Origin of the sequence: Enemella dayhoffiae (genome assembly GCF_002250625.1) — a bacterium.
GTDB lineage: Bacteria > Actinomycetota > Actinomycetes > Propionibacteriales > Propionibacteriaceae > Enemella > Enemella dayhoffiae.
In genome coordinates this window covers 114,669-136,649 of the sequence record NZ_NMVQ01000001.1, presented here as the reverse complement: position 1 = coordinate 136,649, position 21,981 = coordinate 114,669, and the positions used below count along the sequence as shown (strand labels likewise).

The following is a 21,981-nucleotide window of genomic DNA, read 5'->3' as shown; positions in this document are numbered from 1 at the left end:
GCGACGAGTCGACGTCGAACACTTCCACAGGCTGTGCAAAAGTATGTGTAGATTGTCAAGGGAGTCGCCGGTTGCGCCAGTGTGGAAGGGAATTGGGAATGAGGGTCCTGGTGACTGGTGCCACCGGATACGTGGGGGGCCGGCTGGTGCCGGAGTTGCTCGCCGCCGGGCACGAAGTCCGCACCACCACGTCGCACCCTGGTCGGGAGTTGCCGTGGTGGGGTGAGCGGGTCGAGACGGTGCAGATGGACGGGCGTGACGCGGCAGCGGTGCGGGCGGCTTGCCGGGACATGGATGCCGTCTACTACCTCATCCACGGGATGGCGCGTACCGACTTTGCAGACGCCGACCGGAAGGTGGCCCAGAACATGGCGACCGCGGTCGACGAGCACCGCGTCTCCCGCCTCGTCTACCTTTCCGGTGTTCTCCCGGACGTCGCCGAGCGCGAGCTGTCCGAGCACCTCTCGTCGCGACTGGAAGTGGAGCGGATCCTCAGTGACACCTCGGCCACGGTGGTCACCCTGCGAGCCGCGGTGATCCTGGGCTCGGGATCGACGTCGTTCGAGATCATCCGACAGGTCAGTGAGCGGCTGCCGGTGCAGCTCGTGCCCGCCTGGATGAACTCCGAGGTGCAGCCCATCGCCGTGGTCGACGTCCTGGCCGCACTGGTCAGCGCCTTGGACTACACCGGCCCATCCCGCCACTTCGACATCGGTGGCCCGGACCGGATGGCGTACGCCGACCTGCTCGATGTCTACAGTCGCGAGGCGGATCTGATCCGTCCCCAGTTCCAGGTGACGCTGCTGCCCAGCCGACTCGTCGGGTCGCTGATCGCGGGACTGACCGACGTACCGCCAGCTACCGTGGAAGCGCTGGTCGAGAGCCTTTCCCACGACATGGTGTGCTCCGAGGACGGTCTGCACCAGTTGCTCTCCGAGGAATATCAGCCGCTCGACCTGGCGACCGCGATCAGGCGTTCCCTCAGGGAACGGCGCGTACCGGCCGAGGAGGCCGACCCCATGGGGCCACTGCCCCAGGACCCGGCCTGGTCCGGCGGCGGAGACGAGGATCAGCGACCCAGGCTCGCTCGTGCCCTCGACGCTGCACGGTCTGCAGTCTTCGGTGACCGGCCGGCATTCAGCGACGAATCCGGAGCCGGTCCCGATCTGGGCCCCTCGCGAAGGCGGCGCTGAGACGGCTCGTCGCGCCCGATCGCCTGGCAACCCGGGCGTACACGTGAGTCAGCGTTTCTTCCCCAGGCGGGAGGCGGCCCTGGCCAGGATCCGGTCGCTGATGCTCGAGTCCGGGCTGGCCACGAAAGGCTGCTCGAGCCCTTGGATGACCGTGGACGGAATGCGGACACCCTGTGCGCGCATCACGCCAACCAGTACGCGAGCGGCCGCTGCGACCACGTCGAGCCGGGTGCTGACCACCAACTCGTAGAGCGCCGTGCCGCCGCGCTCGACGGGGACCTCCCACCCGTTCAGAATCGAGCCGCCCACCCCGTCCCACCAGGCCACCGTCCATTCACGTCGCATCGGGGAATCCTCGGGGAGGTCGCACCACGCCACCTTGCTCTCCGGGTAAGGATGGCCACCCTGGCTGAAGTCGGCCGCCACCGCGCACCAACTCGCGGTGCGCGCCAGCTCGCTCCACCGACGTGAGGACGCGGCAAACCGCTCACCCAGCTGGAAGGAGCCGAGCACCACGGGCCGGGTGGCGCGAGCCAGGCACTCGTCCTCCAGGGCCCGCGACAGATCGACCGCGGCCGGCCGAGGCACCCGGAAACTCATCAGCCCGGGAAATTCGTCCAGCAACGCACCAAAAACCGACTCCGTCGATCCACGACGTTGCCTGTTCACCACATTGGCGATCGCCACGCCCAGCGGGAGGCCCGCGGCCTTGGCATCTCGCACCTGTGTCACGAGCTCGACGTCGTGGGAGCTGTAGCGGCGATGAGCCGTGGCCGACCCTCGCACCGGCACCGGAAACCCGTGCCTGTGCTCCCACATGCGCAGCGCACTTTCACTCAGACCAGTTCGTTCGGCCAGTTCACCGATACCAATGCGCTCCTCCACGCACCCACCCCCAACCTGTACGCTGTTGAACGCTGACTTATACAATCTTGTGCAAATATCGGAAAGGGGGTCTCGCCGTGACCACCTGGATCGTTGTCAGCGTGATCGTCCTCATCGTCGTCATCGTAGGGGCAGTGCTCGTGTTCCGGCTCGATGCTCGCCGGGCCGACAAGGTGGCCGACGACGAGCAGCGGCTGGATGTCGACACGACTGCGCAGGACGCGCGCCGAGACCGGCCCTCGCGTCGGTGAACGTCTGCCCGGGACGGCGATGACGAATCTGCTCTGGCTGCGCCGCGACCTGCGCCGCCACGACCATCCCGCACTCGGGGCGGCGGCTGACGGGGCCGACGTGGTGGCGCTGTTCGTGCTCGACCCGGTGCTGCTGAACGGTGCTGGCGCGGCCCGGCAGGCGTGGCTGGCGGCCACCCTCCGGGCCTGCGATGAGGCGTACGAGGGACGTCTGGTGCTGCGGGTCGGCGATCCGCGGCAGGTGGTGCCCGAGGTCGCCGCGGAGGCATCGGCCTCAGCCGTGCACGTGACCGCCGAAACCACCCCGTTCGGTCGCCGGCGCGACGCCGCGGTACGCCGCCAGCTCAGCCAGCGGGGAGTGGCGTGGGTGGAGACCGGTTCCCCGTACGCCGTCACCCCACCGCGCGTGGTGAACCGTCAGGGCGACGGCTATCGGGTGTTCACCCCGTTCCAGCGGGCCTGGCAGGACCACGGCTGGCGAGCTCCCGCGGCGGATCCGCCGCGGCTGCGGCTGCGGCGGCTGGAGTCGCACCCCGACGCTCGGCAATGGCTGGACGCCGCGACCGCCGGGTATCCAGGAGCGTTGCAGGCGGCTGGTGAGCAGGCCGCGCTGCAGCGCTGGGAGGAGTTTCTCGAAAACGACCTGGCTGACTACGTGACCGGCCAGAACCGCTTCGACCTGGACGGCACCTCCCGCCTGTCACCGCACCTGAAGCTGGGCACCATCCACCCCCGCACCCTGCTGCACGACCTGGCTGGGCGCCGCGGCAAGGGGGCCCAGAAGTTCACCGCCGAACTGTGCTGGCGGGAGTTCTACGCCGACGTGCTGTGGCGTCAGCCGGCCAGCCTGTGGCAGGACCTGCGCCCGGAGTTGTCTACGATGGCGTACCAACAGGACGCGGAGAAGCTGCAGCGCTGGCGCGAGGGCCGCACCGGCTTCCCCGTCGTGGATGCCGGAATGCGCCAGCTGCTGGAGTGCGGCTGGATGCACAACCGGGCCCGCATGCTCACCGCCAGCTTCCTGTGCAAGGACCTGCACCAGTGGTGGCCAGTGGGCGCCCGACACTTCCTGGACCACCTCATCGACGGCGATGTCGCGTCCAACAACCACGGCTGGCAGTGGGTGGCCGGCACCGGTACCGATGCCGCCCCCTACTTCCGGGTGTTCAACCCGATCAGCCAGGGGCTCAGGTTCGACCCCGACGGCGACTACGTACGCCGCTACGTGCCCGAGCTGCGCCACCTGCCGGGGGCGGCCGCGCACCAACCGTGGGACGCCGCGGACGGCTACCGACACGGCTACCCCGAACCGATGGTGGACCACGCAACCGAACGTCGCGAGGCGCTGGCGCGGTATCAGGCCGCTCGCGGGCGCTGAGCACCCGGAGGCGGCCCACGGTTGTCGGCCTTCTCAGCGGCGCGGTGCGGGGGATGAATCGGGGATCCTCCGGGTGGCCGGTTACCCGCCTTTGCGTACGCTGGAGAGGCGTACGACACGGATGCGACGCTGACAGAGAGGAACGCCATGGCCAACAACGTCAGGGACACCTTGGGCAGCCTCGTCCCCGCGGGGGGATTCGGACCCAACGGCGCGGGCAAGGTGTTGCGCCGCGTGATGGCGGTCGCCATCGACGGGATGGGACAGCTGCCGCCGGCCCGCGAGTCCGCCGGTCGCCAGCTCGGCAAGCACCAGAACGCCGACAAGGCGATCGACATCCTGATCCAGCAGCACGTGGCGCTGGCCGGCGCCCAGGGCTTCGTCACCAACATCGGGGGCCTGATCACCTCGCTGGTCTCGCTGCCCGCCAACATCGCCGGGGTCGCCGTGCTGCAGGCCCGGATGGTGGCGACCGTGGCGCACCTGCGCGGCTATGACGTGACCGACCCGCGCGTGCGTACCGCAATCGCGATGTGCCTGGTCGGGGACAACCTGGACAGCATCCTCGGCGACGCGGACCTGCCCACCAGCCCGCTCGTGGTCGCCACCGCCCCGGTCTATGACGCCGGCCTGGACACCAAGATCACCGACCGGGTGGCCGGCGACCTGCTGACCCGGATCACCGGCAAGCGGATGGTCGTCGCGATGACCAAGCGGGTGCCGGTGCTCGGCGGCGGCGTCGGCGCCGCCTTCGACGGCTGGGACACCCTGCAGGTCGGCCGGTACGCCAAGACCCAGTTGGTGGACCGCCGAAGCGCGAAGCCTGCGTCGGCCGAATAGAAGGGCGCGCGTAGCTCCGCTTGTTTGTGTCTTTCGGGGGCGTGGGGGGCGGAGCCCCTCACCGCAACTACTTGAGCAGCTTGCTCATCCGGCGATCGGCGAGCGGTTTGCCGCCGGTCTGACAAGTGGGGCAGTACTGCAGGCTGGAGTCGGCGAATGACACCTGGGCGACGGTGTCCCCGCAGACCGGACACGGTTGGCCGGTACGGCCGTGCACCTTCATCCCGAGCTTCTTCTCACCCTTGAGGTCCTTGGCGGCCAGCCCCGCGGCGCGCTGCACCGCGTCGGCCAGCTCCTGGCGCAGGCAGGCGTACAACCGCTCCCGTTCCTCCTGGTTCAGCCCGTTGGCGGGTTTGAACGGGCTCAGCCGGGCGGCGTGCAGGATCTCGTCGGAATAGGCGTTGCCGATGCCGGCGATCACCCGCTGATCCTTGAGTACGCCCTTGAGTTGCGCCCGGCCGGAGTCGGCGAGGATCTGCTCGAACGCTTCCAGGGTGAACTCGTCGGCCATCGGCTCCGGTCCCAGAGTGGCGATCTGGGCCACCTCACTGGGGTCGTTGACCACGTGCACCGCGAGCTTGCGCTGCGTACCCGCCTCGGTCAGCTCGAACCCCGAACCGTCGTCGAGCACCAGCCGCAGCGCCAGCGGCCCCTTGCCGGGCCGGGCCGGTGCCGTCGGCACCTGATCACGCCAGCGCAGCCAGCCGGCGCGGGCCAGGTGGAAGCAGAGCCACGTCCCGCCGGCGTCCAGGCAGATGAACTTGCCGTGCCGTTCCACCTGCTCCACCTCCAACCCGTGCAGGGCGGCCAGCGGGGTGGTGAACGTCTTCAGCGCGCTGAAGGCGGTGAGGTCGACCCGAGCGATCACCCGGCCGACGCAGCGCTCGGTCAGAAACCGCCGCAGCGACTCGACCTCGGGCAACTCGGGCATGGGCCCAAGTGTACGAGCGAGTCGCTGCGGGTGGTCGGCGCGGGACCAGCGAGGGTCAGCGTTGCGGCTGGGAGTCCAGCCAGACGTCCTCGTCCTCCTCCAGCCAGGAGTTGTATTTCTTCGTCTCCTCGGAGTCCTTCTTGTCGTTCTTGCGGTTGCCCATCGGCATCCCCGGGGCGCCCGGCAGGCCGGAGCCGGAGCCCGGTGCTCCCGAACCGTGGGGGCCGGCCAGTGGCCCGACCGAGCCGGGGTTCACCATGCCGCGGCCGTTGGGCCCGATGCCGAAGGAGTTGCCGGAGCGACCACCCAGCGGGTTGCCACCCGTGCCGGGTCCACCCGCGCCGGGTCCGCCCTTGCCGCCGACACCCGGGCCACCGGGACCGCCCGACCCGGGTGCGCCGGCCCCGAGCCCGCCCAGCCCCGGACGGCCCATCGCCCCCGGGCCCCCCGAACCCGGAGCACCCATCGGCCCCATCGGCGGGGCCATCGGCGGCACGATCCCGGAGCCGGAATTGATGCCCTGACCGCCGAGACCGGGCCCCGCGCCCAGGTTGCTCAGCCCGGCCGCGGCACCGGGGTTGTTCAGGCTGGCTGCCTCGGTGCCGGTGGGCAGGTTGCTGCTGATCTCCGCTGGGTCGCGCAGGCTGCCCGGGGGCATCGGGTCGGGCCCGCCCGGACGGATCACGCTCGGGTCCGGGTGCGTCGGGCGCTGTCCCGGCCCCTCGTTGGCGATCGGCGACTCGGGCCAGCCCGGGTGCGGGTTGGTCGGGTGGTGCGGGTTGGTCGGGTTGGGGTCCGGCAGGTTGGGGGTGGGACCGGTCGGGTTGCCGGGTCCGTTCTCGTTCGGCAGCCCGCTGCCGGGATTCGTGCCCGGATCGGTCGGGTTGCCGGGCAGCTTGCCCCGATCGGTCGGGTTGCCGGGCAGCTTGCCCGGATCGGTCGGGTTGCCGGGCAGCTTGCCCGGATCGGTCGGGTTGCCGGGCAGCTTGCCCAGATCGCCCTGCTTCTGGGAGCCCGGATCGTCGCCGCCGTCGTGCGCGGGGGCGTACTGGCCCAGCTGGGTGTCCACCGCGTCCGCGCGTCCCCGGACGGTGCTGACCTGGCCGGAGTTGAGGGTGAGCGCCTCCATCAGCTGGTCGAACCGGTGCACCTGCGGGCTGACCTGGTTGTCGGTCGCCTGGAACACCGGGGTGCGCTGGGACAGCTGCGGATAGATCTGCAGCAGCGTCTCCCAGTGCGTGTGATCGACCGTGTCCACGGTCTGCTTCTGGCCGTTCACGACCAGATAGGGGGCCTCCGACTTGGCCTTCTCGAAGTCCTCGTCCTTGCCGGTGACGAACTCGTCGACCTTGCCCCACAGGGACTGGTCGACCTCCTTGCGGTTCACCTGCCAGTTGGTGTCCCGGTCCCAGGGGATGTCGTTGACCAGGGCAGCCCCGGTCGCCGAGGAGATCGCCTGGTTGACCGGCTTGAGCGCGTCCGCGTTCTGCTGGGCCTGCTGGGCGTACGCCTCCAGCGGGTCGAGCAGGTCGCGCTTGATGGCGTTGCGGTACGCCGTCGCGCCCGGGCCGGTCCAGCCGTGCTCCCCGGTCAGGTCGTTCAGCCGCTTCTGGATCAGTCCGCGGATGTCACGGGCCGAGGCGGCGGTGTCCCGCCACATCGTCTCCGCGCGATCCAGCGCCGTCGAGTCCGGCGAGCCGATGATAGCCATGATCTCGCGCTGGGTGTTCAACGCGTAGTTGCTGGAGGAACCGCCCCCGTCGGTCATCATCCGCATCTCAGGCCCTCTTCCTGTTCAGCTCGTCGGTGACCTGGGCCGCGGTGGCGCCGTTCAGTTCCTCGAGGTCGTCATACTGCCCGGCCAGCCGCCGGGTCGCCTCGGTGATCTCGTCGGAGCGGTCGTGCAACCGCTTGGCGCGGTCGTGTCCGGCGGCGACGCTGTCGTGGTGCCGCTTGGCGGCCTGGGCCGATTTGGTGAACTCGCCGAAGTGCACCTTTTCGGTGCCGCTCGGGGTGTAGTCGTGGACCTGCTTGCGGATGGACCCGATCTCGCGGGTCATCTCGTCGAGAAACTTCGAGAACTCCCGGATCTGCCCGGGGTCGACTGTGATCCTGCTCGTCACGTGTGGGCGGGATCCCCCGCCACCGTCCGCTACCGGCAACACGGTTCTTCTCCTGGTCTCGGGTTGGCAACCGACCCAACTCGGGTCAACACGTCCTCCGACCCCAATCCTTCCAAATCGGTTCCGCACTTCGAAGGCGATCGGGGTGGAACTTTCCTCCACTGTGCCACGCGCCCGGGCCGCCGATCGGCGTACCGGAAACGAAGCAGGGCCGAGGAACGCCAAAGGGCGCGACCCTTGCGGATCGCGCCCCGAGCGTGGGTGGCCGTGCGGCTCAGTCCTCCCAGAAGGCGGCGGTCTTCATCTCGTTGGCCGCGTAGTTGCCGGCGATCGCGTCCAGGTTGACGCGCATCGCGTTGGCGATGTCCTCCATGTCCTTCATGGACTCGTCCCAGACCTTCAGCACCTCGTGGTAGGCGGCCTTCGGGGCGGCACCGTCGCCGCCGTCCTGCCAGGAGTCCAGGCGCTTGCCCAGGGTCTGGACCATCTGCTCCTTCAGTTCCAGCATGGCCTTCTTGGCCTGATCCAGGTCCTGGATGCCCTGCTGCATGTGCTCTTTGTTTACGAGAACGGCGTCGCTCATTGTCAGCTCCTCAGAAGTTCGTTGTGGTGGTGGGTCAGCGCTTGCTGTTGATCATGTTCATCAGATCGCGGCCGACTTCGGACTGCTCGGCCTCGTTCTGCTGGTAGGTCAGGCTGGTCTGACCCAGCTTCTTGTGCAGGTTGTCGAGGCTGTTCTGCACGTCGCTGAACTCCTCGTCGAACTCCTTGAAGGCGGTCAGGAAGATGCGGGAGGCATCGCCCTTCCAGCCCTGCATCAGGCCGTTGATCTGGGTGTAGAGGTTCTTCTGAACCTTCTCGATCTTGCCGTAGTAGTCCTCGGCCTCGCCGGCGGCTTGCTTGAGGTCACTGGCCGATACTTCGTGAGTTCCCATGGTCTTCTCCTCCGGGGAGTTGTCTCTTCGGGGCCAGCCTCCCCCTTGCCGGAAGGCCGGTGCACCTTCGTCGCGGTGCCGTCTGATGAAGAATCTAGGAGTGCCCGGGGTCAGACTTCGAGCGGAAAATCCCGGTCGCGGGGGTTTTGAGTAGTCAGTGAGTACATGCACCTACGGCCCTGAGTAGGGCAGGCGTTCAGGACTGCTGCTGAGCGGCCTGGACCGACAGCGACTGACCCGGGTCGAGGCCCTCGCGGACCAGTCGCAGCACCTGGGCGGGGACGTCGGCGGGGACCTCTTCGCCGTAGCCGAGCGCGTTCTTGGCGTCGTGGTTGGCGATCCCATAGCGCAGCCCGCCGACGATCAGCATGCCCGGATCCTCGGGGCCCACCGCGCCCTCGTGGCGTACCAGAGCGCCGCGCAGCGAGGGCTGCAGCACCACATCGGCCAGGGTCGGATCGTTGCTGCGCCGATCGACCGGGGGAGTGGGTACGCCGAAGGCCACGCGCGGCGGCTGGTTGGCCTCGGTCCAGGTCGCGCACACGCTGGCGGTCTCGATCCCCGGGGTGGCGCTGCGCCTCGGCAGCTGCGCCGGCATGCCGGTGCGGCCGGCGTACCGGATCTTGGCGTTGCGCGCCTCGTTGGCCTCGGCGGCCCGGATGGGCTGGGACTTGCGGCCGGAGGTGGCGGTGATCACCGCCGCCTCGACCGGGGAGATCTCGCTCAGCCCACCCTGCAGCAGGACATACCAGGTGGTGCCGCTGGGGCCGTCCACGTGCATCAGCGTGCCCACGGTCGGGTCGACGCCGGAGACCGGGCGCTGCGACCGTTCGCCCTCGCCCGGAATGGAGATCGGGGTCAGCGGCGGGCCCTTCGGCAGTGCGCCGAGGAAGGCCGAGCCGGGGCGTACCGCTTGCTCACCGAAGCCGAGTTGGATTGCCACCGCATGGTTGGGCATCTCGTAGGCGGTGCCGTCGGCGACCAGGTATTCCTTGCCGGTGCTGCCGTCCCCGCGGGCCACGAACGCCGTTGACGTGTCGGGTACCGCGCCCTGCCCGATCTCCAGGGTGGTCGCCCGGGTCTGGTCGCGGCCCGGCATCGGCACCGAGCAGGCCCGGATCGGATAGCTGACCAGCGCCTTGCGCTCCGGGAGCTGGGTGGGGGCCAGCTTGATCCCGATCGGCCGCTCGCGCGGGAAATCGCGCAGCGAGGACGCCTTCACGGACTTGACCTCGCCGCCCCCGCTGGCGAGCTTGGCCGAGGTGATGTTGTGCGCCGGATAGAGCTTTCCGCCCAGATAGACCAGCACCTCGCCGCTGTCGGAGGTGACCACGACGGTGTTGTCGGTCTGCCAGTTCTTGGAGCCGCCCGGTTTGATCAGCCCGACCACGCCGAAGCCGGCGAGGATCAGCACCCCCAGCATCACCCCGATGAACATGCCGGTGCCGACCCTGCGCAACGGGGGCTGCGGGTTGTCGGGGTCGCGGTCGACCAGGGCGGAGACCAGCCGTTGGGCGATGAACGTGTGCGCCTTGAGGAGATCCTTGCGCGTCGCCATCGCCGATCGATCTCCTCTCCTGGGGTCGGGTGCCGCGGCCACATTCTGCTGGGCTGCGGTGTCAACCGTATCCACCGGGGACCCGCGGCGGCCCTAGAGTGGTGCCGCCATCGCCCAGCAGGGAGGGAACCCGTGTCGACGACCGCGCCAGTGCAGCAGCGTTCCTGGCTGCTGCGGCACAGCGGTCGGCTGGTGCTGGTCGAGGCGGTGCTGCTGCTGGCGCTGATCTCGCTGCTCGCCGGCTCCACCCTGGGCATCCTGATCGGCGGACTGGTGCTGGTGCTGCTGCTGGTCTTCCTGGTCCCGGTGATCGGCGGTCGCTCGGTCACCGCGTGGCTGCGGCTGCGGATGGCGTACGCCCGCCGCAGGCCGGTCAGCGGGGCGCGGGTGCCGGTCGACCTGGTGCCGCTGGCGCAGTGGGTGCCCGGGTTCGAGCTGTCGCACACCGTCGGCGGCCGTGGCGAGGAGACCGGGGTGATCAGCGACGGTGAGGCGTGGTGCGCGGTGCTGGCGCTGGAGGCCGACGAGGACCTGCTGGCCGACTCCGGCGCCGAGCTCGACCTCGGCTCGCTGGCCGACCTGACCACCTCCGACGACATCGTCTTTGCCGGCGTACAGGTCGTCTCCTACACGGTTCCCGCGCCCACCACCCTGCTGCTCGGGCCCGGTTCGCAGGCCGCGCGGGCGTACGCGGAGAACGGACCCGCGCTGCCGCCGACGGTACGCCGGACCTGGATCTGCCTGCGGCTCGACCCGACCCGCTGCCTGGCCGCGGTGGAGCGGCGCGGGGCCGGGGTCGACGGCATCCACGCCACGCTGCGGTTCGGGCTGCACCGGGTGCAGTCGCTGCTGAAACGGCAGGGGGTCGACTCCCGGGCGATCGGCGGGGCCGAACTCGCCGAGGTGCTGGCGCTGACCAGCGGCGGGTCACCCGACGGCGGCCATGACCGCTCCAGCGAGCAGTGGGGGCACTGGGAGTGTGACGGACTGCGGCACACCGGGCGGGTGGTCCGGCGCTGGGGGAGCAACCCGTCGCGGGCCTATCAGCTGCTGCTCGATGCGGTCGCCCAGGCGCCGGTGCTGTTCGCGCTGACGGCGTACACGCTGACCCCGGGGCGGGTCGCCTCCGGCGCGGTGCGGCTGGTCGCGCCGACCCCGGAAACCTCGGCCGAGGCCACGGCGTACCTCGTCGAACGGCTCGGCCGCGAGGTCGCGCTGGAGGACTCCGGCGGCACCCAGGTGCCGACCATGCTGGCGACGGTTCCACTCGGTCGGGGGGTGGAGCTCTGATGGCTTCGACTCGCAAGCTCGCTCAGCCAACGGGTGGGGGGAAGCTCGCTCAGTCAACGGGTGGCCGGGGAAGGGCGGAGCAGGCGCAGCAGGCCGCGGCGGGGGCGGTGGGCAACTTCCGGCGGGCCGACGAGTCGGTCCGCGAAGGGGTGGTGCGGACCGGGCCGAGCGGGCTGGTGCTGGGGACCGGGCCGAACGGGCCGGTGACGATCCGGCTGTTCCGCGAGCGCGGGACCCGGCTGGCGGTGTCGGTGCCGCAATACGTGGCCTGGCTGCTCGCCTTTCGCAGCATCTCCCTCGGTGCGCACCTGTCGCTGCTGCCCACCCACGAGCGCGAGTGGCAGGGGCTGGTGGAGCGGGTACGCCGCCACGGCGGCACCGTGGACGTGCTGACCGGCGACGTGGCCCGGCGTCTGCCCGAGGCCGGGCGCCCGTTCCGGCCGTCGCTGATCGTCGACGACACCGACCACTATGACGGGGCACAGGCGCAGATCGGGCCCTGGCAGTCGGTGCTGCTGACCACCGATCTGCGCGAGCCGCAGTCGGTGCACACGCTCCGCGCGGTCGACATGACCATGGTCAACTCCTCCGACCAGCGGGTGGTGGACCACCTGCGCCGGGCCTACTATCTGAGCCCGCGACAGGTCAAGGCGTGCCAGCTGCTCGGCGAGGACGAGGTGATGCTGGTGATGCCGCGGCGGGTGGTGAAACTGTCGGTGCGCCCCACGCCGCTGGAATACCAACTCCTCTTCGGGGGCTGAGTGACAGACTGTCGCCATGCGTCCGATCGTCCAGTCGAAGAAGTTGCAACACGTCCGCTATGACGTGCGGGGTCCGATCCTGGTGGAGGCCGAGCGGCTGGAGGCCGAGGGCCACCAGATCCTCAAGCTGAACATCGGCAACACCGCACCCTTCGGGTTCCAGGCCCCCGAGGCGATCGTCGCCGACATGGTGCACCACCTGCCCGACTCCCAGGGCTATTCCGACTCCCGTGGGATCCGCCCGGCGCGGACGGCGGTCGCGCAGTACTACCAGTCGCGCGGGCTCCGGAACACCACGGTCGAGGACGTGTTCATCGGCAACGGCGTCTCCGAGCTGATCACGATGGTGCTGCAGGCGTTCGTCGACACCGGCAACGAGGTGCTCATCCCGGCACCGGACTATCCGCTGTGGACCGGCGCGGTGTCGCTGTGCGGAGGCACGCCGGTGCACTACCGCTGCGACGAGGACAACGGGTGGAACCCCGACCTGGCCGACATCGAGTCCAAGATCACCGAGAACACCCACGCGCTGGTGGTGATCAACCCGAACAACCCGACCGGGGCCGTCTACAGCGAGGAGACGATCAAGGGGCTGGTCGACATCGCCCGGCGCCACCAACTGGTGCTGATGGCCGACGAGATCTACGAGAAGATCATCTTCGACGACTCGGTGCACCACCACGTCGCCACCTTCGCCGGGGACGACGTGCTCTGTCTCACCTTCAGCGGTCTCTCCAAGGCGTACCGGGTCTGTGGCTATCGCGCCGGCTGGGTGATGATCTCCGGGCCGAAGCACATGGCCACCAACTTCCTGGAGGGGCTGACGCTGCTGTCGAACATGCGGATGTGCGCCAACGTGCCCGGCCAGCACGCGATCCAGGCCGCGCTCGGCGGCTATCAGTCGGTGGGTGAGCTGGTCGCCCCCGGTGGGCGCTATCACGACCAGGCGAAGCTGGCGTCGCGGCTGCTCAACGAGATTCCCGGGGTGAGCTGTGTCGAGCCGAGGGGTGCGCTGTACTGCTTCCCGCGACTGGATCCCGAGGTGTACCGGATCGACGATGATCAGGCGTTCGTGATCGACTTGCTGCGGGCGAAGAAGATCTTGGTCACCCACGGCACCGGGTTCAACTGGTTCGAGCCGGACCACTTCCGGCTGGTCACCCTGCCCGACGAAGAGGTGCTCACCGAGGCGATCGGCCGGATCGCGGACTTCCTGGAGGCGTACCGTGACTGATCACCCTGGGCTGCGGGTGGAGCGCGATGGGCCGCGGCTGACCGTCACCCTGTGCAACCCGGACAAGCGGAATGCGCAGACGCCGTCGATGTGGGCCGCCCTGGCCGAGATCGCGCGGGGGCTGGATCCCGAGGTGCGGGTGGTGGTGCTGAACGCCGACGGCCAGGACTTCTCCGCCGGGCTGGACCGCGGGATGCTGTCGCCCGACGGGCTCCCCGGTGAGCCGAAGGTGCTCGCGGTCGCGGCGAACCGCGGGCACGGCGAGACCGAGCAGCTGATCGCCGGCTTCCAGCAGGGGTTCACCGCGTGGGGTGAGTGCCACGCGCTGGTCATCGCCGCGGTGCAGGGCAACGCGATCGGGGCGGGTTTCCAGCTGGCGCTGGCGGCGGACCTGCGGCTGGTCGCCGAGGACGTACGCCTGGCCATGCGCGAGCCGTCGCTGGGGCTGGTGCCCGACCTGGGTGGGACGCTGCCGCTGGTGCGCACTCTCGGTTATTCGCGGGCGCTGGAGGTGTGCGTGACCAGCCGGTTCGTCGGCGCGGGGGAGGCGGTCGGGTCGGGACTGGCCACCCTGGCCGTGCCCACCGAGAAGCTGGCCGCGGTCACCGACGAGGTGGTGGGGGCGATCCTGGAGATCCCCGATGCGGCGCTGCGGGAGACCAAGCAGCTGCTGCGGGCCGCGGTCGGGAACGGCGCCGAGCAGCAGCTGCTGGCCGAGCGGCAGGCGCAGGCGCGGCTGCTGGTGGGCGCGGTCGGCCGGAGCATGGAGCAGCGCCCGCACGATCATGATCACGACGATGCTGACCATGATCATCACTGAGGCGTCCCTCCAGCTTGGTCATGGAGTGCCACTCAACCGTGCGAACCGGGCGAAATCGGGGCCGTCCGGGCGTTGAGTGGCACTCTATGACCACCAGCCGCCGAACCACCCCTCCAGATCGGGGTCCGGTGGCAGTGGGGCACCGATCTCGAGGTCGGTGAGGGAGTCGGCGCGCACGGTGTCGAACAGCCACTGTCCGGTCCGCTCGAGGCGGGCCCGGGCCCGGGCGGAGGTCAGCTCCCAGCCCTGACCGGTCACCCGGCCGGGCGGATCGGGTCGCCCGCCGAGCTGGTCGATCAGGTCACGCAGCGCCCCGGTGAACCGCACCGGCTCGGTCAGTTCGAGCTGCCACGGGGCCACCGGTCTGCCGGGGTGCGGGCGCGGCCGCTGCGGCGGGAGGTCGCGCACGATCCGCGGGTCGCTGGGTAGCGCCCGGAGGACGACATCCGGGACCGCGACCACCGACAGCGGGACCGCGTCGAGCAGGCTGTCCACGCACACCAGCGCCGCCGGCACCGACCCGGATCCCAGCCGCGCCGTGAGCAGCGGGGCGCCGAACGCGCGCGGCCGGGCAAACCGAGACGCCATCCGGGTGGCCAGGGCCAACGACTCGGCGTTCTTCTGCGCCCGATGATCCTCCGGGCGGCCGGCCCAGTCGGGGCCGTCGTGCACCACCACCGCCGCGGGCTCGTGGGCCAGCAGGGCGCCGGCCGACCAGGCGCGGGCGGCCAACTCCCAGTCCTCGCCGCCATAGCCGACCAGCGAACCGTCGAAACCGCCGAGCTCGCGCAGAAACTCCCGATGCCCGGCCAGGTTGGCGCTGATCATGAAACGCCAGCTGCCGTCGTCGGCGTGCAGCAGGTTGGCCGTGGCGGCGTACCCGTCGGCGAGCCAGCCGGGATCGGGCAGCACCCGCCCGCCGCTGCGGTGCTCGCGGCGGCCCACCACCAGCGCCTCGGGGGCCAGGGCCGGCAGTCGGGTCAGCGCGGTGAGCCAGCCGGGCTCGGGCACGCAGTCGCCGTCCAGGAAGGCGACCACCTCACCCTCGGCGGCCGCCAGCCCCAGGTTGCGTGCGGCCGCGGCCCGGAAACCATGATCATCCTGGCGCACGAGCCGGTGCCGCAGTGCGGTCTCCAGCCGTGGCGGCTCCGGCGAACCGTCGTCGGCGACCACCAGCTCGAGCAGCTCCCGCGGATGATCCTGGGCCTCCAACGCGGCCACGATCCGGTCCAGCCCGGCCTGGTCGCGGAAGTAGGGGACGACCACGCTCACCGCCGGCGGTCCGGCCGCCGGAACGCCCGCCAGCAGGTCCCACCGGTTGCCCGGGACCGTCCATCCCCGGTCGAGTCGCACCGGTTCGGCGGTCACCACGTCGTGGCCCAGAAATCCCGGTAACCGGCCAGCACCGCGGCCGTGTCGGGGCCCAGCGGGTGCTCGGGCGCGATGAGCGTACGCCCGGGATCGCGCAGCGCCTCGGCCACGGCGTCGGCCACCTGGTCCGGTTCGACCAGGGTGAGCGTGCCCGGGCGCAGCCGATCGAGCTCGGTCGTCGCCCGGCCGCGGAGCACCACCGGGCGACGCCGGTGGGCGATCCAGGAGTTGATCGACCCGGAGGCGGACAGATGCCGGTGCAGCGCGAGCGGTACGCCGACCCGGGCGATGGCCGCGGACCAGGCAGCGTCGTCGAGGTGCCCGCTGACCCGCAGCGCGACCCCGGCCGCGACGGCCCGGGCGCCCAGCTCGGCGAGCAGTTGATCATGGCCGGCGCTGACCGCCCCCAGCACCTCGACCGGGGCCGGGGGTCGTTGGGCGCCGGCGGCGTCGATGGCCTCGGCGTGCCCCTTGCCGGGATAGACGAAGCCGAGCACGCCGACGCTGTCCCCGGGCCGGTTCGCCAGTGCTGCGGTGGGCGGGTCGACCGGCAGCGGGATCACCGTCGCGGTGGCGTCCGGGGCGCACTCGGCCAGCAGCGCGGCCTCGTGCTCGCTGCTCACCACGACCCCGGCGACCGTCCCCAGCCAGCGGGCCACGCAGCGGGTGCGGCGGCCGAACATCTCGTGGCCGTCGGAGGGCTGCGGCAGGTCGTGCAGGGTGACGGTGGGCCGGGTCGGCGCCCGGTCCAGCCACGTCAACAGCGCCTCGGCGGCGGCCTCCGGCGTACGCCCGCACAGGGCAGGGGTGAGGTGCAGGTGGTGCGGGCCGGTGGGCGGCGGGGCGTCGGCCAGGGCGCGTTGGCGTTGGAGCGGGCCGCCACCGGCGCGGGCGAGTTGTTCGGCGTACCGGGTCACCCCGTGCTCCGGCGGTCCGAGGATCACCTGGACCGGATCGAGGGGGGCCGGCTGCATGCGCCCCACCGTATCGGCGGCACCCCGAGCGGGTATACGACACTTATCGACATGACTTTGGAACGCCGGTTGCGGGTCGCGTCAGTCCCCGCGGCCCACCCCTATGTGCGCGCAATCACCGCCGGGTCGGTGACGGTGCTGCCCGATCCGATCCCGCCGGGCCGCCCGGCCGGCCAGTGGTGGCCACCGCTGGTGCTCACCCCTGACTGGCTGCGCGCGCATCGTCCCGAGGTGGTGCACGTGCACTTCGGCTTCGAGTCGCTGACCGTGGCCGAACTGCGCGCGGTGCTCGCGGTGATCGAGGAGCTCGACCTCGGGCTGCTGGTCACCGTGCACGACCTGACGAACCCGCAGCTGAGCGAGCAGACCCGGCACGTCCAGCAGCTGGCGCTGCTGGTCGCCGCGGCCGACCGGGTGATCACCCTCACCCCGGGGGCGGCCGCCGAGATCGCCCGCCGCTTCGGGCGTGCCGCCGAGGTGCTGCCCCACCCCACCCTGCTGACCGAACCCGTGACACGGGTCGGGGCCGGCTCGCGCTCACCGGTCGGGGTGCACCTCAAGTCGCTGCGCGCGGGCATCGACCGCGGGGCCGTCGCCGACACGATCGCGGCCACCGCCGAGCTCGGCGTCGACTGCGTGCTCAGTGTGCATCCCGGGGCCGGTGCGCCGCTGCGCGAACACGCCGCCCGGCCGCACGTGGCCTGGTGGGAGCACGAACCGCTCGCCGAGGCCGAGCTGCACGCGTGGCTGGCCGGGCTCGGCGTGCTCGTGCTGCCCTATGCGAGCGGCACCCACTCCGGACTGCTCGAGCTGTGCGGGGACCTCGGCGTACCCGTCGCCGTGCCCGCCATCGGTCACCACGCCGACCAGCAACCCGACCCGAGTCTGCTGGGCACCTGGCCACCGGGAGACCGGGCCGGGCTGACGCGGGCGCTGCGCCGGCTGCTGGCCGGCCGGGCGACCGTGCGCCCCAACGACCGCGTCGCCCGGTTGGCGCAGCGGGACCGGGTGGCCGCGCGGCACGCCGAACTGTGGGCCGAGGTGGCCAGGATCCCGGCGACCGCATGAGGCGGCTGCGGATCGCGGTGATCGGGCCCTACCGATACCCGCTGCGGCAACCGGTTCCCGGTGGGCTCGAGGGTCACGTGATGGACCAGGTACGCCTGTTGCGGGGCCGCGGGCACGAGGTGCTGCTGGTCGCCCCCCGCGGATCGGAGCAGCTCGACCCGCGCCATCCCGAGCTGGCGTTCGAGCCGCTGCGCTGGCCCGAGGACGCCGACCCCAGCGACGACCGGCTGCCCCCGGGAGCGCTGGCCGCGCAGGAACAGGCGTATGCCACCGCGATGCACGCGTTGGCCCGGATCCGGCCGGCCGTCGACGTGGTGCACAACCACAGCCTCTCCGGGGCGCCGCTGCGGCTGGCGGCGCGGCTCGGGCTGCCCATGCTGACCACGCTGCACACCCCCGTGCTGACCGAGATGCTGAGCGGGCTGCGCGAGGCCGGTACCCGGGCCGGGCAGCAGTTCGTGGCGGTCAGTGAACACACCCGCCGCGGCTGGGCGCAGGCCGGCGTACCGGCCGAGGTGCTGCTCAACGGCGTGGACACCTCGGTCTGGCGGCCGGGGCCGGGCGGGCCGGGACTGTTCTGGTTCGGACGGGTGGTGCCCGAGAAGGCGCCGCACCTGGCGGTGCTCGTCGCGCGCCGCGCCGGGTTGCCGCTGCGGCTGGCGGGCCGGGTGGGGGCGCCGCGCTATTTCCGGGAGGTGCTGGCCCCGCTGCTCGACGACCATGCCCACTATCTGGGCGAGTGCAGCACCGACGAGCTGGCCGAGCTGGTCGGATCCAGCGGGTGCGTGCTGGTCACCCCCGGCTGGGACGAGCCGTTCGGGTTGGTGCTGCCCGAGTCGCTGTCCTGCGGTACGCCGGTCGCCGCCTTCGCCCGCGGCGGGCTGATCGAGACGGGCGCGGGTACGCCGGCGGTCCGCCTGGTGCGTCCGGATGACCTGTCGGGCCTGGCCGCGGCCGCGGTCGACCTGGTCGGGCGGCCCGAGCTGCGCGACGTCGCCCGGGCCGTGGCCGAGGCGCAGTTCTCGGTGGGCGCGCGGATCGGCTGGCTCGAACGCGCCCATCTCCGGCTGGCCAACCAGCGGGTCACGCGGCAGTGGACGAGGCCCGCGGTTCAGGCGCCGGCATGACGATCGGCTGGTACGTGCACCACCAGGGGTCCGGGCACCTGACCCGGGCCGGGGTGATCGCCGCCCACCTCGACGAGCCGGTCACGGTGCTGACGTCGCGGGAGCGGCCCGAGGGTCCGCTCGGGTTCGCCGACTGGGTGCGGCTGAGCCCGGACTGGGACGGGTCCGATGTGCCGCAGGACCCGACCGCCGGCGGGGCGCTGCACTGGGTGCCGCGGCGACACCCCGGACTGCGGGCCCGGATGACGCAGCTCTCGGCGTGGATCGATGAGGTCCGTCCGTCGGCGATGGTGGTCGACGTGTCGGTGGAGGTGGCCACGCTGGCCCGGCTGCACGGCGTACCGGTGGTGGTCGCCGTGCTGCCCGGCGAACGTACCGATCGGGCGCACCGGCTGGCGCACCGGCTGGCCGACGCGCTGCTGGCCCCGTGGCCGCGGCGCTGGTATGCGGCCGAGCAGGTCGCCGGCCACGACGACCGGCTGCACTGCGTGGGCGGGTTGTCCCGGTTCACCGGGCGCGAGCGGGTCGCCGAGCCGGAACCCGGACGGGTGCTGCTGCTGGCCGGCAGCGGCGGTACCGACGGCGACGACGCCGGGCAACCGTGGCGTCGGGACCGCGCCGGCGAGTGGCACTGGCGGGTGCTCGGCGGGCCGGGTGGGCGGTGGCTGGCCGACCCCTGGGAGGAGCTGTGCCGGGCCGAGGTCGTGGTCTGCCAGCCGGGGCAGAACGCGGTCGCCGACGCCGGTGCGGCGGGGGCTCGGGTGATCGCGGTGCCGCAGCGGCGGCCGTTCGGCGAGCAGTACGCCACCACCGAGGCCTTGGTTCGTGCCGAGCTGGCGCTCGGCGTACCGGGCTGGCCCGCACCGGCGGACTGGCCGGAACTGCTCGAGCGCGCCCGGGCGTTGCAACCGGACTGGAGTCGCTGGGAGCTGGCGGGGGCCGCCGAGCGGGCGGCCGGCGTGGTGCGGGCGGTGGCCGATGCGTGAACCGGCGGTGATCACCCTGGCGACCGCGGACCGGTTGCCGCACCTGCACAACCAGGCGGCCGCGCTGCAGGCCTACGCCCCCCAGGCGCGGCACGTGGTGGTCACCATGGGTGCCGAATTCGACCCCGGCTGCGGTGACCTGCACGCCCATGTGGCCCGCTGCGAGGATGGGCTGCCGCTGTCGGCGGCGCGCAACCTGGGGGTGCAGCTGGCCCTGGCCCACGGCCACGACGAGCTGGTGCTGCTCGATGTGGACTGCCTGCCCACACCGGCGCTGATCCCCGGATATCAGCGGGCGCTGCGGCTGTGGACGCGGGCGTTGCTGTGTGGCCCGGTCAGCTATCTGCCCCAGGAGTCCGCCGGGCAGCCCTGGACCGAGCTGGTCGGCCACCGCTCCCCGCATCCGGGGCGGCCCGATCCGTCACCGGGTGAGCTGGTGCCGTCGACGGACTATGACCTGTTCTGGTCGCTGTCGTTCGCCTGCTCGGCGTCGACCTGGCGCGAGCTCGGCGGCTTCTCCACCGACTATGTGGGCTATGGCGGGGAGGACACCGACTTCGCCCGGCTGGCGCGGGCCGCCGAGATCCCGCTGGTGTGGGTGGGCGGTGCCGACGCGGTGCACCAGTGGCACCCGACCAGCAGCCCCCCGCGGCAGCACCTGCACGACATCGTGCGCAACGCCGAGGTGTTCCACCGGCGGTGGGGGGAGTGGCCGATGCTCGGCTGGCTGCGCGCGTTCGAGGCCGAGGGGGCGCTGCGGCGTACCGATCGGGGCTGGGAGCTGGCTCAGCCGCCCAACCCGTAGGCCCACGAATAGAGGTCGAGCACAGCCAGCAGCAGCGGCAGGATGGCGATCACCGCGATCCACTCGAACACGTCACCCCAACGGCCCCAGACCGGGGAGAGGACGCGGTTCCAGCCGGTGGCGGCGTACTGGCTGCCGAACCAGATGCCGAGCACCACGATCAGCATCCCGGCGAGCGCCCGGGAGAGCGGCGATTCGAAGCCGCTGAGCGCCGTGGCGATCGCGGCCAGGGCCATGAACGTGCCGGCGGAGAGCAGGGAGAGCCGGGCCGTACGCCCGGTGAACGAGCGGGCGCGCAGCAGCAGCGCCAGCGCACAGGCGGCGATCAGCGCTGTCGGCGCCCAACCCTGACCGAGCACCAGGACCGGGATGCTGAGCAGGGCCGCCGACAGCGCGCTGCCGACCAGGAAGGCGGACAGGAACCGTTCGGCCGAGATCGCCCGGGTGACGATGTCGTGCTGGACCGGCTGCTTGTCGGCCATCAGCGCCTCGGCGGTGGCCGGCAGGTTCGGCATCGCCACCCCGGCGACCCGGAAGGCGAGGGTCGGCAGCCACGCCGTCACCGCCATCACCACCGCCAGCGCGATCGCGGCGGCGTGCACCTGCCGGTTGGGCAGCAGGACCGCGGCCATCGCCGCGAGCACGATCACCGCGGCGGCGCAGGAGACCCCGAGCAGCGGGTACGCCGTCACCTGGGTGCCGAGCGCCATCGCTCCGGCCATGGCCAGCACCAGCGACCCGGCGAGCAGGATCTGTACGCCGGTATCGCCCCGCGGCAGCAGTGGCGTACCGGGCAGGATGGCGTACCCGCCGATGGCGGTCAGCGCGACCGCCACCCAGGCCAGGGTGCCGGAGACGGCCTTGAGGCCGAACGCGCGGGCCAGCAGGACGGCGGTGAACCCGCAGGCCAGGGCGAGCACCAGGACGGCCGCGGCGACCAGCCAACCGGGACTGGCGGCGACCGCGAAACCGGGCAGCAGCACGGCCAGCACGGCGACGAAGACGAGGGTGAACCGGCGGCTGTCGGTGTTGCTCCACAGCGGCTGGGTGCCGGTCGCGGTGGCGACGGCGTCGACCACGTCATCGAAGGCGGCGTCGGGCAGGGCGGCCTCGCGGTGCCGCAGGTGCAGGGTCTCCCCGTCGCGCAGGTTCAGCTCGGCGACGGGGCGGTCGGCGTCCAGCGGGTCCTCGCCGAAGCGCTGCAGCACCCAGGCCTGCACCGCCTCCTGCGCGCCGCCCCCCTCATAGCCGGAGAAGCGGACGATGTTCGGCATCAGCTCGCCCAGGGTGGTGCTGCCCGGGAGGGCGAGATCGACGCGCCGGGTGGGGGAGATCACCGTCACCCGGGCCACGTCCTCGGCGCTGGCCTCGTTCACCGCACTGCTCACAGCCGGGAGACTAGTCGGTGACGGGCGCAGCGGTCCCTGAGCCTGTCGAAGGGATTGGTCGCT

The 21,981-nt window shown here is 71.6% G+C and carries 22 protein-coding genes; 12 read left to right on the top strand and 10 right to left on the bottom strand.

The window, feature by feature from the left end:
* The first annotated feature begins 110 nt into the window (after positions 1-110).
* A complete protein-coding gene (locus CGZ93_RS00670) occupies positions 111-1,193 on the top strand; it encodes an NAD(P)H-binding protein (RefSeq protein ID WP_094362561.1) in 1,083 nt (360 codons plus the stop codon).
* Between the two features lie 48 nt (positions 1,194-1,241).
* On the opposite strand, the gene CGZ93_RS00665 is transcribed toward CGZ93_RS00670, so the two are convergent.
* Entirely contained in the window at positions 1,242-2,078 is an 837-nt protein-coding gene (locus CGZ93_RS00665; protein WP_141211019.1) for a MerR family transcriptional regulator, read from the bottom strand.
* 77 nt (positions 2,079-2,155) lie between these two features.
* On the opposite strand from CGZ93_RS00665, the gene CGZ93_RS18640 reads away from it, so the two are divergent.
* The 3 genes from CGZ93_RS18640 (at position 2,156) to CGZ93_RS00655 (ending at position 4,547) form a co-directional block, all read left to right on the top strand.
* A complete protein-coding gene (locus tag CGZ93_RS18640; RefSeq protein ID WP_171196394.1) occupies positions 2,156-2,329 on the top strand; it encodes a hypothetical protein in 174 nt (57 codons plus the stop codon).
* Between the two features lie 19 nt (positions 2,330-2,348).
* Positions 2,349-3,707 (top strand): cryptochrome/photolyase family protein, encoded by a 1,359-nt coding sequence (locus CGZ93_RS00660; protein ID WP_094362222.1) that lies wholly within the window; start codon positions 2,349-2,351, stop codon positions 3,705-3,707.
* A 147-nt stretch (positions 3,708-3,854) separates the two neighbouring features.
* Positions 3,855-4,547, top strand: a complete 693-nt coding sequence (locus tag CGZ93_RS00655; RefSeq protein ID WP_094362221.1) for an EcsC family protein — start codon at positions 3,855-3,857, stop codon at positions 4,545-4,547.
* A 67-nt stretch (positions 4,548-4,614) separates the two neighbouring features.
* On the opposite strand, the gene CGZ93_RS00650 is transcribed toward CGZ93_RS00655, so the two are convergent.
* From CGZ93_RS00650 to eccB, 6 genes are all read right to left on the bottom strand, one after another.
* Positions 4,615-5,478: an Fpg/Nei family DNA glycosylase gene (locus CGZ93_RS00650; protein WP_094362220.1), complete on the bottom strand. Its 864-nt coding sequence runs from the start codon at positions 5,476-5,478 to the stop codon at positions 4,615-4,617.
* Between the two features lie 55 nt (positions 5,479-5,533).
* Positions 5,534-7,255 carry a hypothetical protein gene (locus tag CGZ93_RS00645; protein WP_094362219.1) on the bottom strand — a complete coding sequence of 574 codons (1,722 nt, stop codon included), beginning with the start codon at positions 7,253-7,255 and terminating at the stop codon, positions 5,534-5,536.
* A 1-nt stretch (position 7,256) separates the two neighbouring features.
* Positions 7,257-7,601 carry a ubiquitin family protein gene (locus CGZ93_RS00640; RefSeq protein WP_094362218.1) on the bottom strand — a complete coding sequence of 115 codons (345 nt, stop codon included), beginning with the start codon at positions 7,599-7,601 and terminating at the stop codon, positions 7,257-7,259.
* Between the two features lie 274 nt (positions 7,602-7,875).
* Entirely contained in the window at positions 7,876-8,184 is a 309-nt protein-coding gene (locus CGZ93_RS00635) for a WXG100 family type VII secretion target (protein ID WP_141211018.1), read from the bottom strand.
* A 34-nt stretch (positions 8,185-8,218) separates the two neighbouring features.
* Positions 8,219-8,536, bottom strand: a complete 318-nt coding sequence (locus CGZ93_RS00630; RefSeq protein WP_094362216.1) for a WXG100 family type VII secretion target — start codon at positions 8,534-8,536, stop codon at positions 8,219-8,221.
* A 196-nt stretch (positions 8,537-8,732) separates the two neighbouring features.
* Entirely contained in the window at positions 8,733-10,094 is a 1,362-nt protein-coding gene (eccB, locus tag CGZ93_RS00625) for a type VII secretion protein EccB (RefSeq protein ID WP_094362215.1), read from the bottom strand.
* Positions 10,095-10,226: 132 nt separating this feature from the next.
* Here eccB and eccE point away from each other — a divergent pair, with 132 nt between their 5' ends.
* The 4 genes from eccE (at position 10,227) to CGZ93_RS00605 (ending at position 14,199) form a co-directional block, all read left to right on the top strand.
* A complete protein-coding gene (gene eccE / locus CGZ93_RS00620) occupies positions 10,227-11,384 on the top strand; it encodes a type VII secretion protein EccE (protein WP_176451575.1) in 1,158 nt (385 codons plus the stop codon).
* A 107-nt stretch (positions 11,385-11,491) separates the two neighbouring features.
* The gene (locus CGZ93_RS00615; protein WP_094362214.1) at positions 11,492-12,145 is read left to right on the top strand and encodes a hypothetical protein; all 654 of its coding nucleotides are present in this window, start codon (positions 11,492-11,494) and stop codon (positions 12,143-12,145) included.
* Positions 12,146-12,161: 16 nt separating this feature from the next.
* The gene (locus CGZ93_RS00610) at positions 12,162-13,379 is read left to right on the top strand and encodes a pyridoxal phosphate-dependent aminotransferase (protein ID WP_094362213.1); all 1,218 of its coding nucleotides are present in this window, start codon (positions 12,162-12,164) and stop codon (positions 13,377-13,379) included.
* A complete protein-coding gene (locus CGZ93_RS00605) occupies positions 13,372-14,199 on the top strand; it encodes an enoyl-CoA hydratase/isomerase family protein (RefSeq protein WP_094362212.1) in 828 nt (275 codons plus the stop codon). The genes CGZ93_RS00610 and CGZ93_RS00605 overlap by 8 nt, the downstream gene beginning before the upstream one ends.
* An 84-nt stretch (positions 14,200-14,283) precedes the next feature.
* On the opposite strand, the gene CGZ93_RS00600 is transcribed toward CGZ93_RS00605, so the two are convergent.
* Together CGZ93_RS00600 and CGZ93_RS18635 are read right to left on the bottom strand one after the other, a co-directional pair.
* Positions 14,284-15,570: a glycosyltransferase gene (locus CGZ93_RS00600; RefSeq protein WP_176451574.1), complete on the bottom strand. Its 1,287-nt coding sequence runs from the start codon at positions 15,568-15,570 to the stop codon at positions 14,284-14,286.
* The gene (locus tag CGZ93_RS18635) at positions 15,564-16,544 is read right to left on the bottom strand and encodes a glycosyltransferase family protein (protein ID WP_176451573.1); all 981 of its coding nucleotides are present in this window, start codon (positions 16,542-16,544) and stop codon (positions 15,564-15,566) included. Before CGZ93_RS18635 ends, CGZ93_RS00600 begins: the two co-directional genes overlap by 7 nt.
* 51 nt (positions 16,545-16,595) lie before the next feature.
* Here CGZ93_RS18635 and CGZ93_RS18630 point away from each other — a divergent pair, with 51 nt between their 5' ends.
* The 4 genes from CGZ93_RS18630 to CGZ93_RS00580 are packed head-to-tail and all read left to right on the top strand — an operon-like array spanning position 16,596 to position 20,530.
* Positions 16,596-17,612: a glycosyltransferase gene (locus CGZ93_RS18630; protein ID WP_176451572.1), complete on the top strand. Its 1,017-nt coding sequence runs from the start codon at positions 16,596-16,598 to the stop codon at positions 17,610-17,612.
* Positions 17,609-18,739, top strand: a complete 1,131-nt coding sequence (locus CGZ93_RS00590) for a glycosyltransferase (protein WP_094362209.1) — start codon at positions 17,609-17,611, stop codon at positions 18,737-18,739. Before CGZ93_RS18630 ends, CGZ93_RS00590 begins: the two co-directional genes overlap by 4 nt.
* Positions 18,736-19,725 (top strand): hypothetical protein, encoded by a 990-nt coding sequence (locus CGZ93_RS00585; protein WP_094362559.1) that lies wholly within the window; start codon positions 18,736-18,738, stop codon positions 19,723-19,725. Before CGZ93_RS00590 ends, CGZ93_RS00585 begins: the two co-directional genes overlap by 4 nt.
* A complete protein-coding gene (locus CGZ93_RS00580; RefSeq protein WP_094362208.1) occupies positions 19,718-20,530 on the top strand; it encodes a glycosyltransferase family 2 protein in 813 nt (270 codons plus the stop codon). Before CGZ93_RS00585 ends, CGZ93_RS00580 begins: the two co-directional genes overlap by 8 nt.
* Here the strand turns inward: CGZ93_RS00580 and eccD are convergent.
* Entirely contained in the window at positions 20,512-21,918 is a 1,407-nt protein-coding gene (gene eccD / locus CGZ93_RS00575; protein ID WP_176451571.1) for a type VII secretion integral membrane protein EccD, read from the bottom strand. The genes CGZ93_RS00580 and eccD overlap by 19 nt on opposite strands.
* Positions 21,919-21,981 lie beyond the last annotated feature (63 nt).

What these genes read in the sequence shown, in the direction of transcription:
- CGZ93_RS18635 (WP_176451573.1), bottom strand. Translation starts at nt 16,544, where the DNA reads ATGCAGCCGGCCCCCCTCGATCCGGTCCAGGTGATCCTCGGACCGCCG.
- CGZ93_RS00660 (WP_094362222.1), top strand. Translation starts at nt 2,349, where the DNA reads ATGACGAATCTGCTCTGGCTGCGCCGCGACCTGCGCCGCCACGACCAT.
- CGZ93_RS00590 (WP_094362209.1), top strand. Translation starts at nt 17,609, where the DNA reads ATGAGGCGGCTGCGGATCGCGGTGATCGGGCCCTACCGATACCCGCTG.
- CGZ93_RS00580 (WP_094362208.1), top strand. Translation starts at nt 19,718, where the DNA reads ATGCGTGAACCGGCGGTGATCACCCTGGCGACCGCGGACCGGTTGCCG.
- CGZ93_RS00650 (WP_094362220.1), bottom strand. Translation starts at nt 5,478, where the DNA reads ATGCCCGAGTTGCCCGAGGTCGAGTCGCTGCGGCGGTTTCTGACCGAG.
- CGZ93_RS00585 (WP_094362559.1), top strand. Translation starts at nt 18,736, where the DNA reads ATGACGATCGGCTGGTACGTGCACCACCAGGGGTCCGGGCACCTGACC.
- CGZ93_RS00635 (WP_141211018.1), bottom strand. Translation starts at nt 8,184, where the DNA reads ATGAGCGACGCCGTTCTCGTAAACAAAGAGCACATGCAGCAGGGCATC.
- CGZ93_RS00630 (WP_094362216.1), bottom strand. Translation starts at nt 8,536, where the DNA reads ATGGGAACTCACGAAGTATCGGCCAGTGACCTCAAGCAAGCCGCCGGC.
- CGZ93_RS18630 (WP_176451572.1), top strand. Translation starts at nt 16,596, where the DNA reads ATGACTTTGGAACGCCGGTTGCGGGTCGCGTCAGTCCCCGCGGCCCAC.
- CGZ93_RS00645 (WP_094362219.1), bottom strand. Translation starts at nt 7,255, where the DNA reads ATGCGGATGATGACCGACGGGGGCGGTTCCTCCAGCAACTACGCGTTG.
- CGZ93_RS00655 (WP_094362221.1), top strand. Translation starts at nt 3,855, where the DNA reads ATGGCCAACAACGTCAGGGACACCTTGGGCAGCCTCGTCCCCGCGGGG.
- CGZ93_RS00610 (WP_094362213.1), top strand. Translation starts at nt 12,162, where the DNA reads ATGCGTCCGATCGTCCAGTCGAAGAAGTTGCAACACGTCCGCTATGAC.
- eccB (WP_094362215.1), bottom strand. Translation starts at nt 10,094, where the DNA reads ATGGCGACGCGCAAGGATCTCCTCAAGGCGCACACGTTCATCGCCCAA.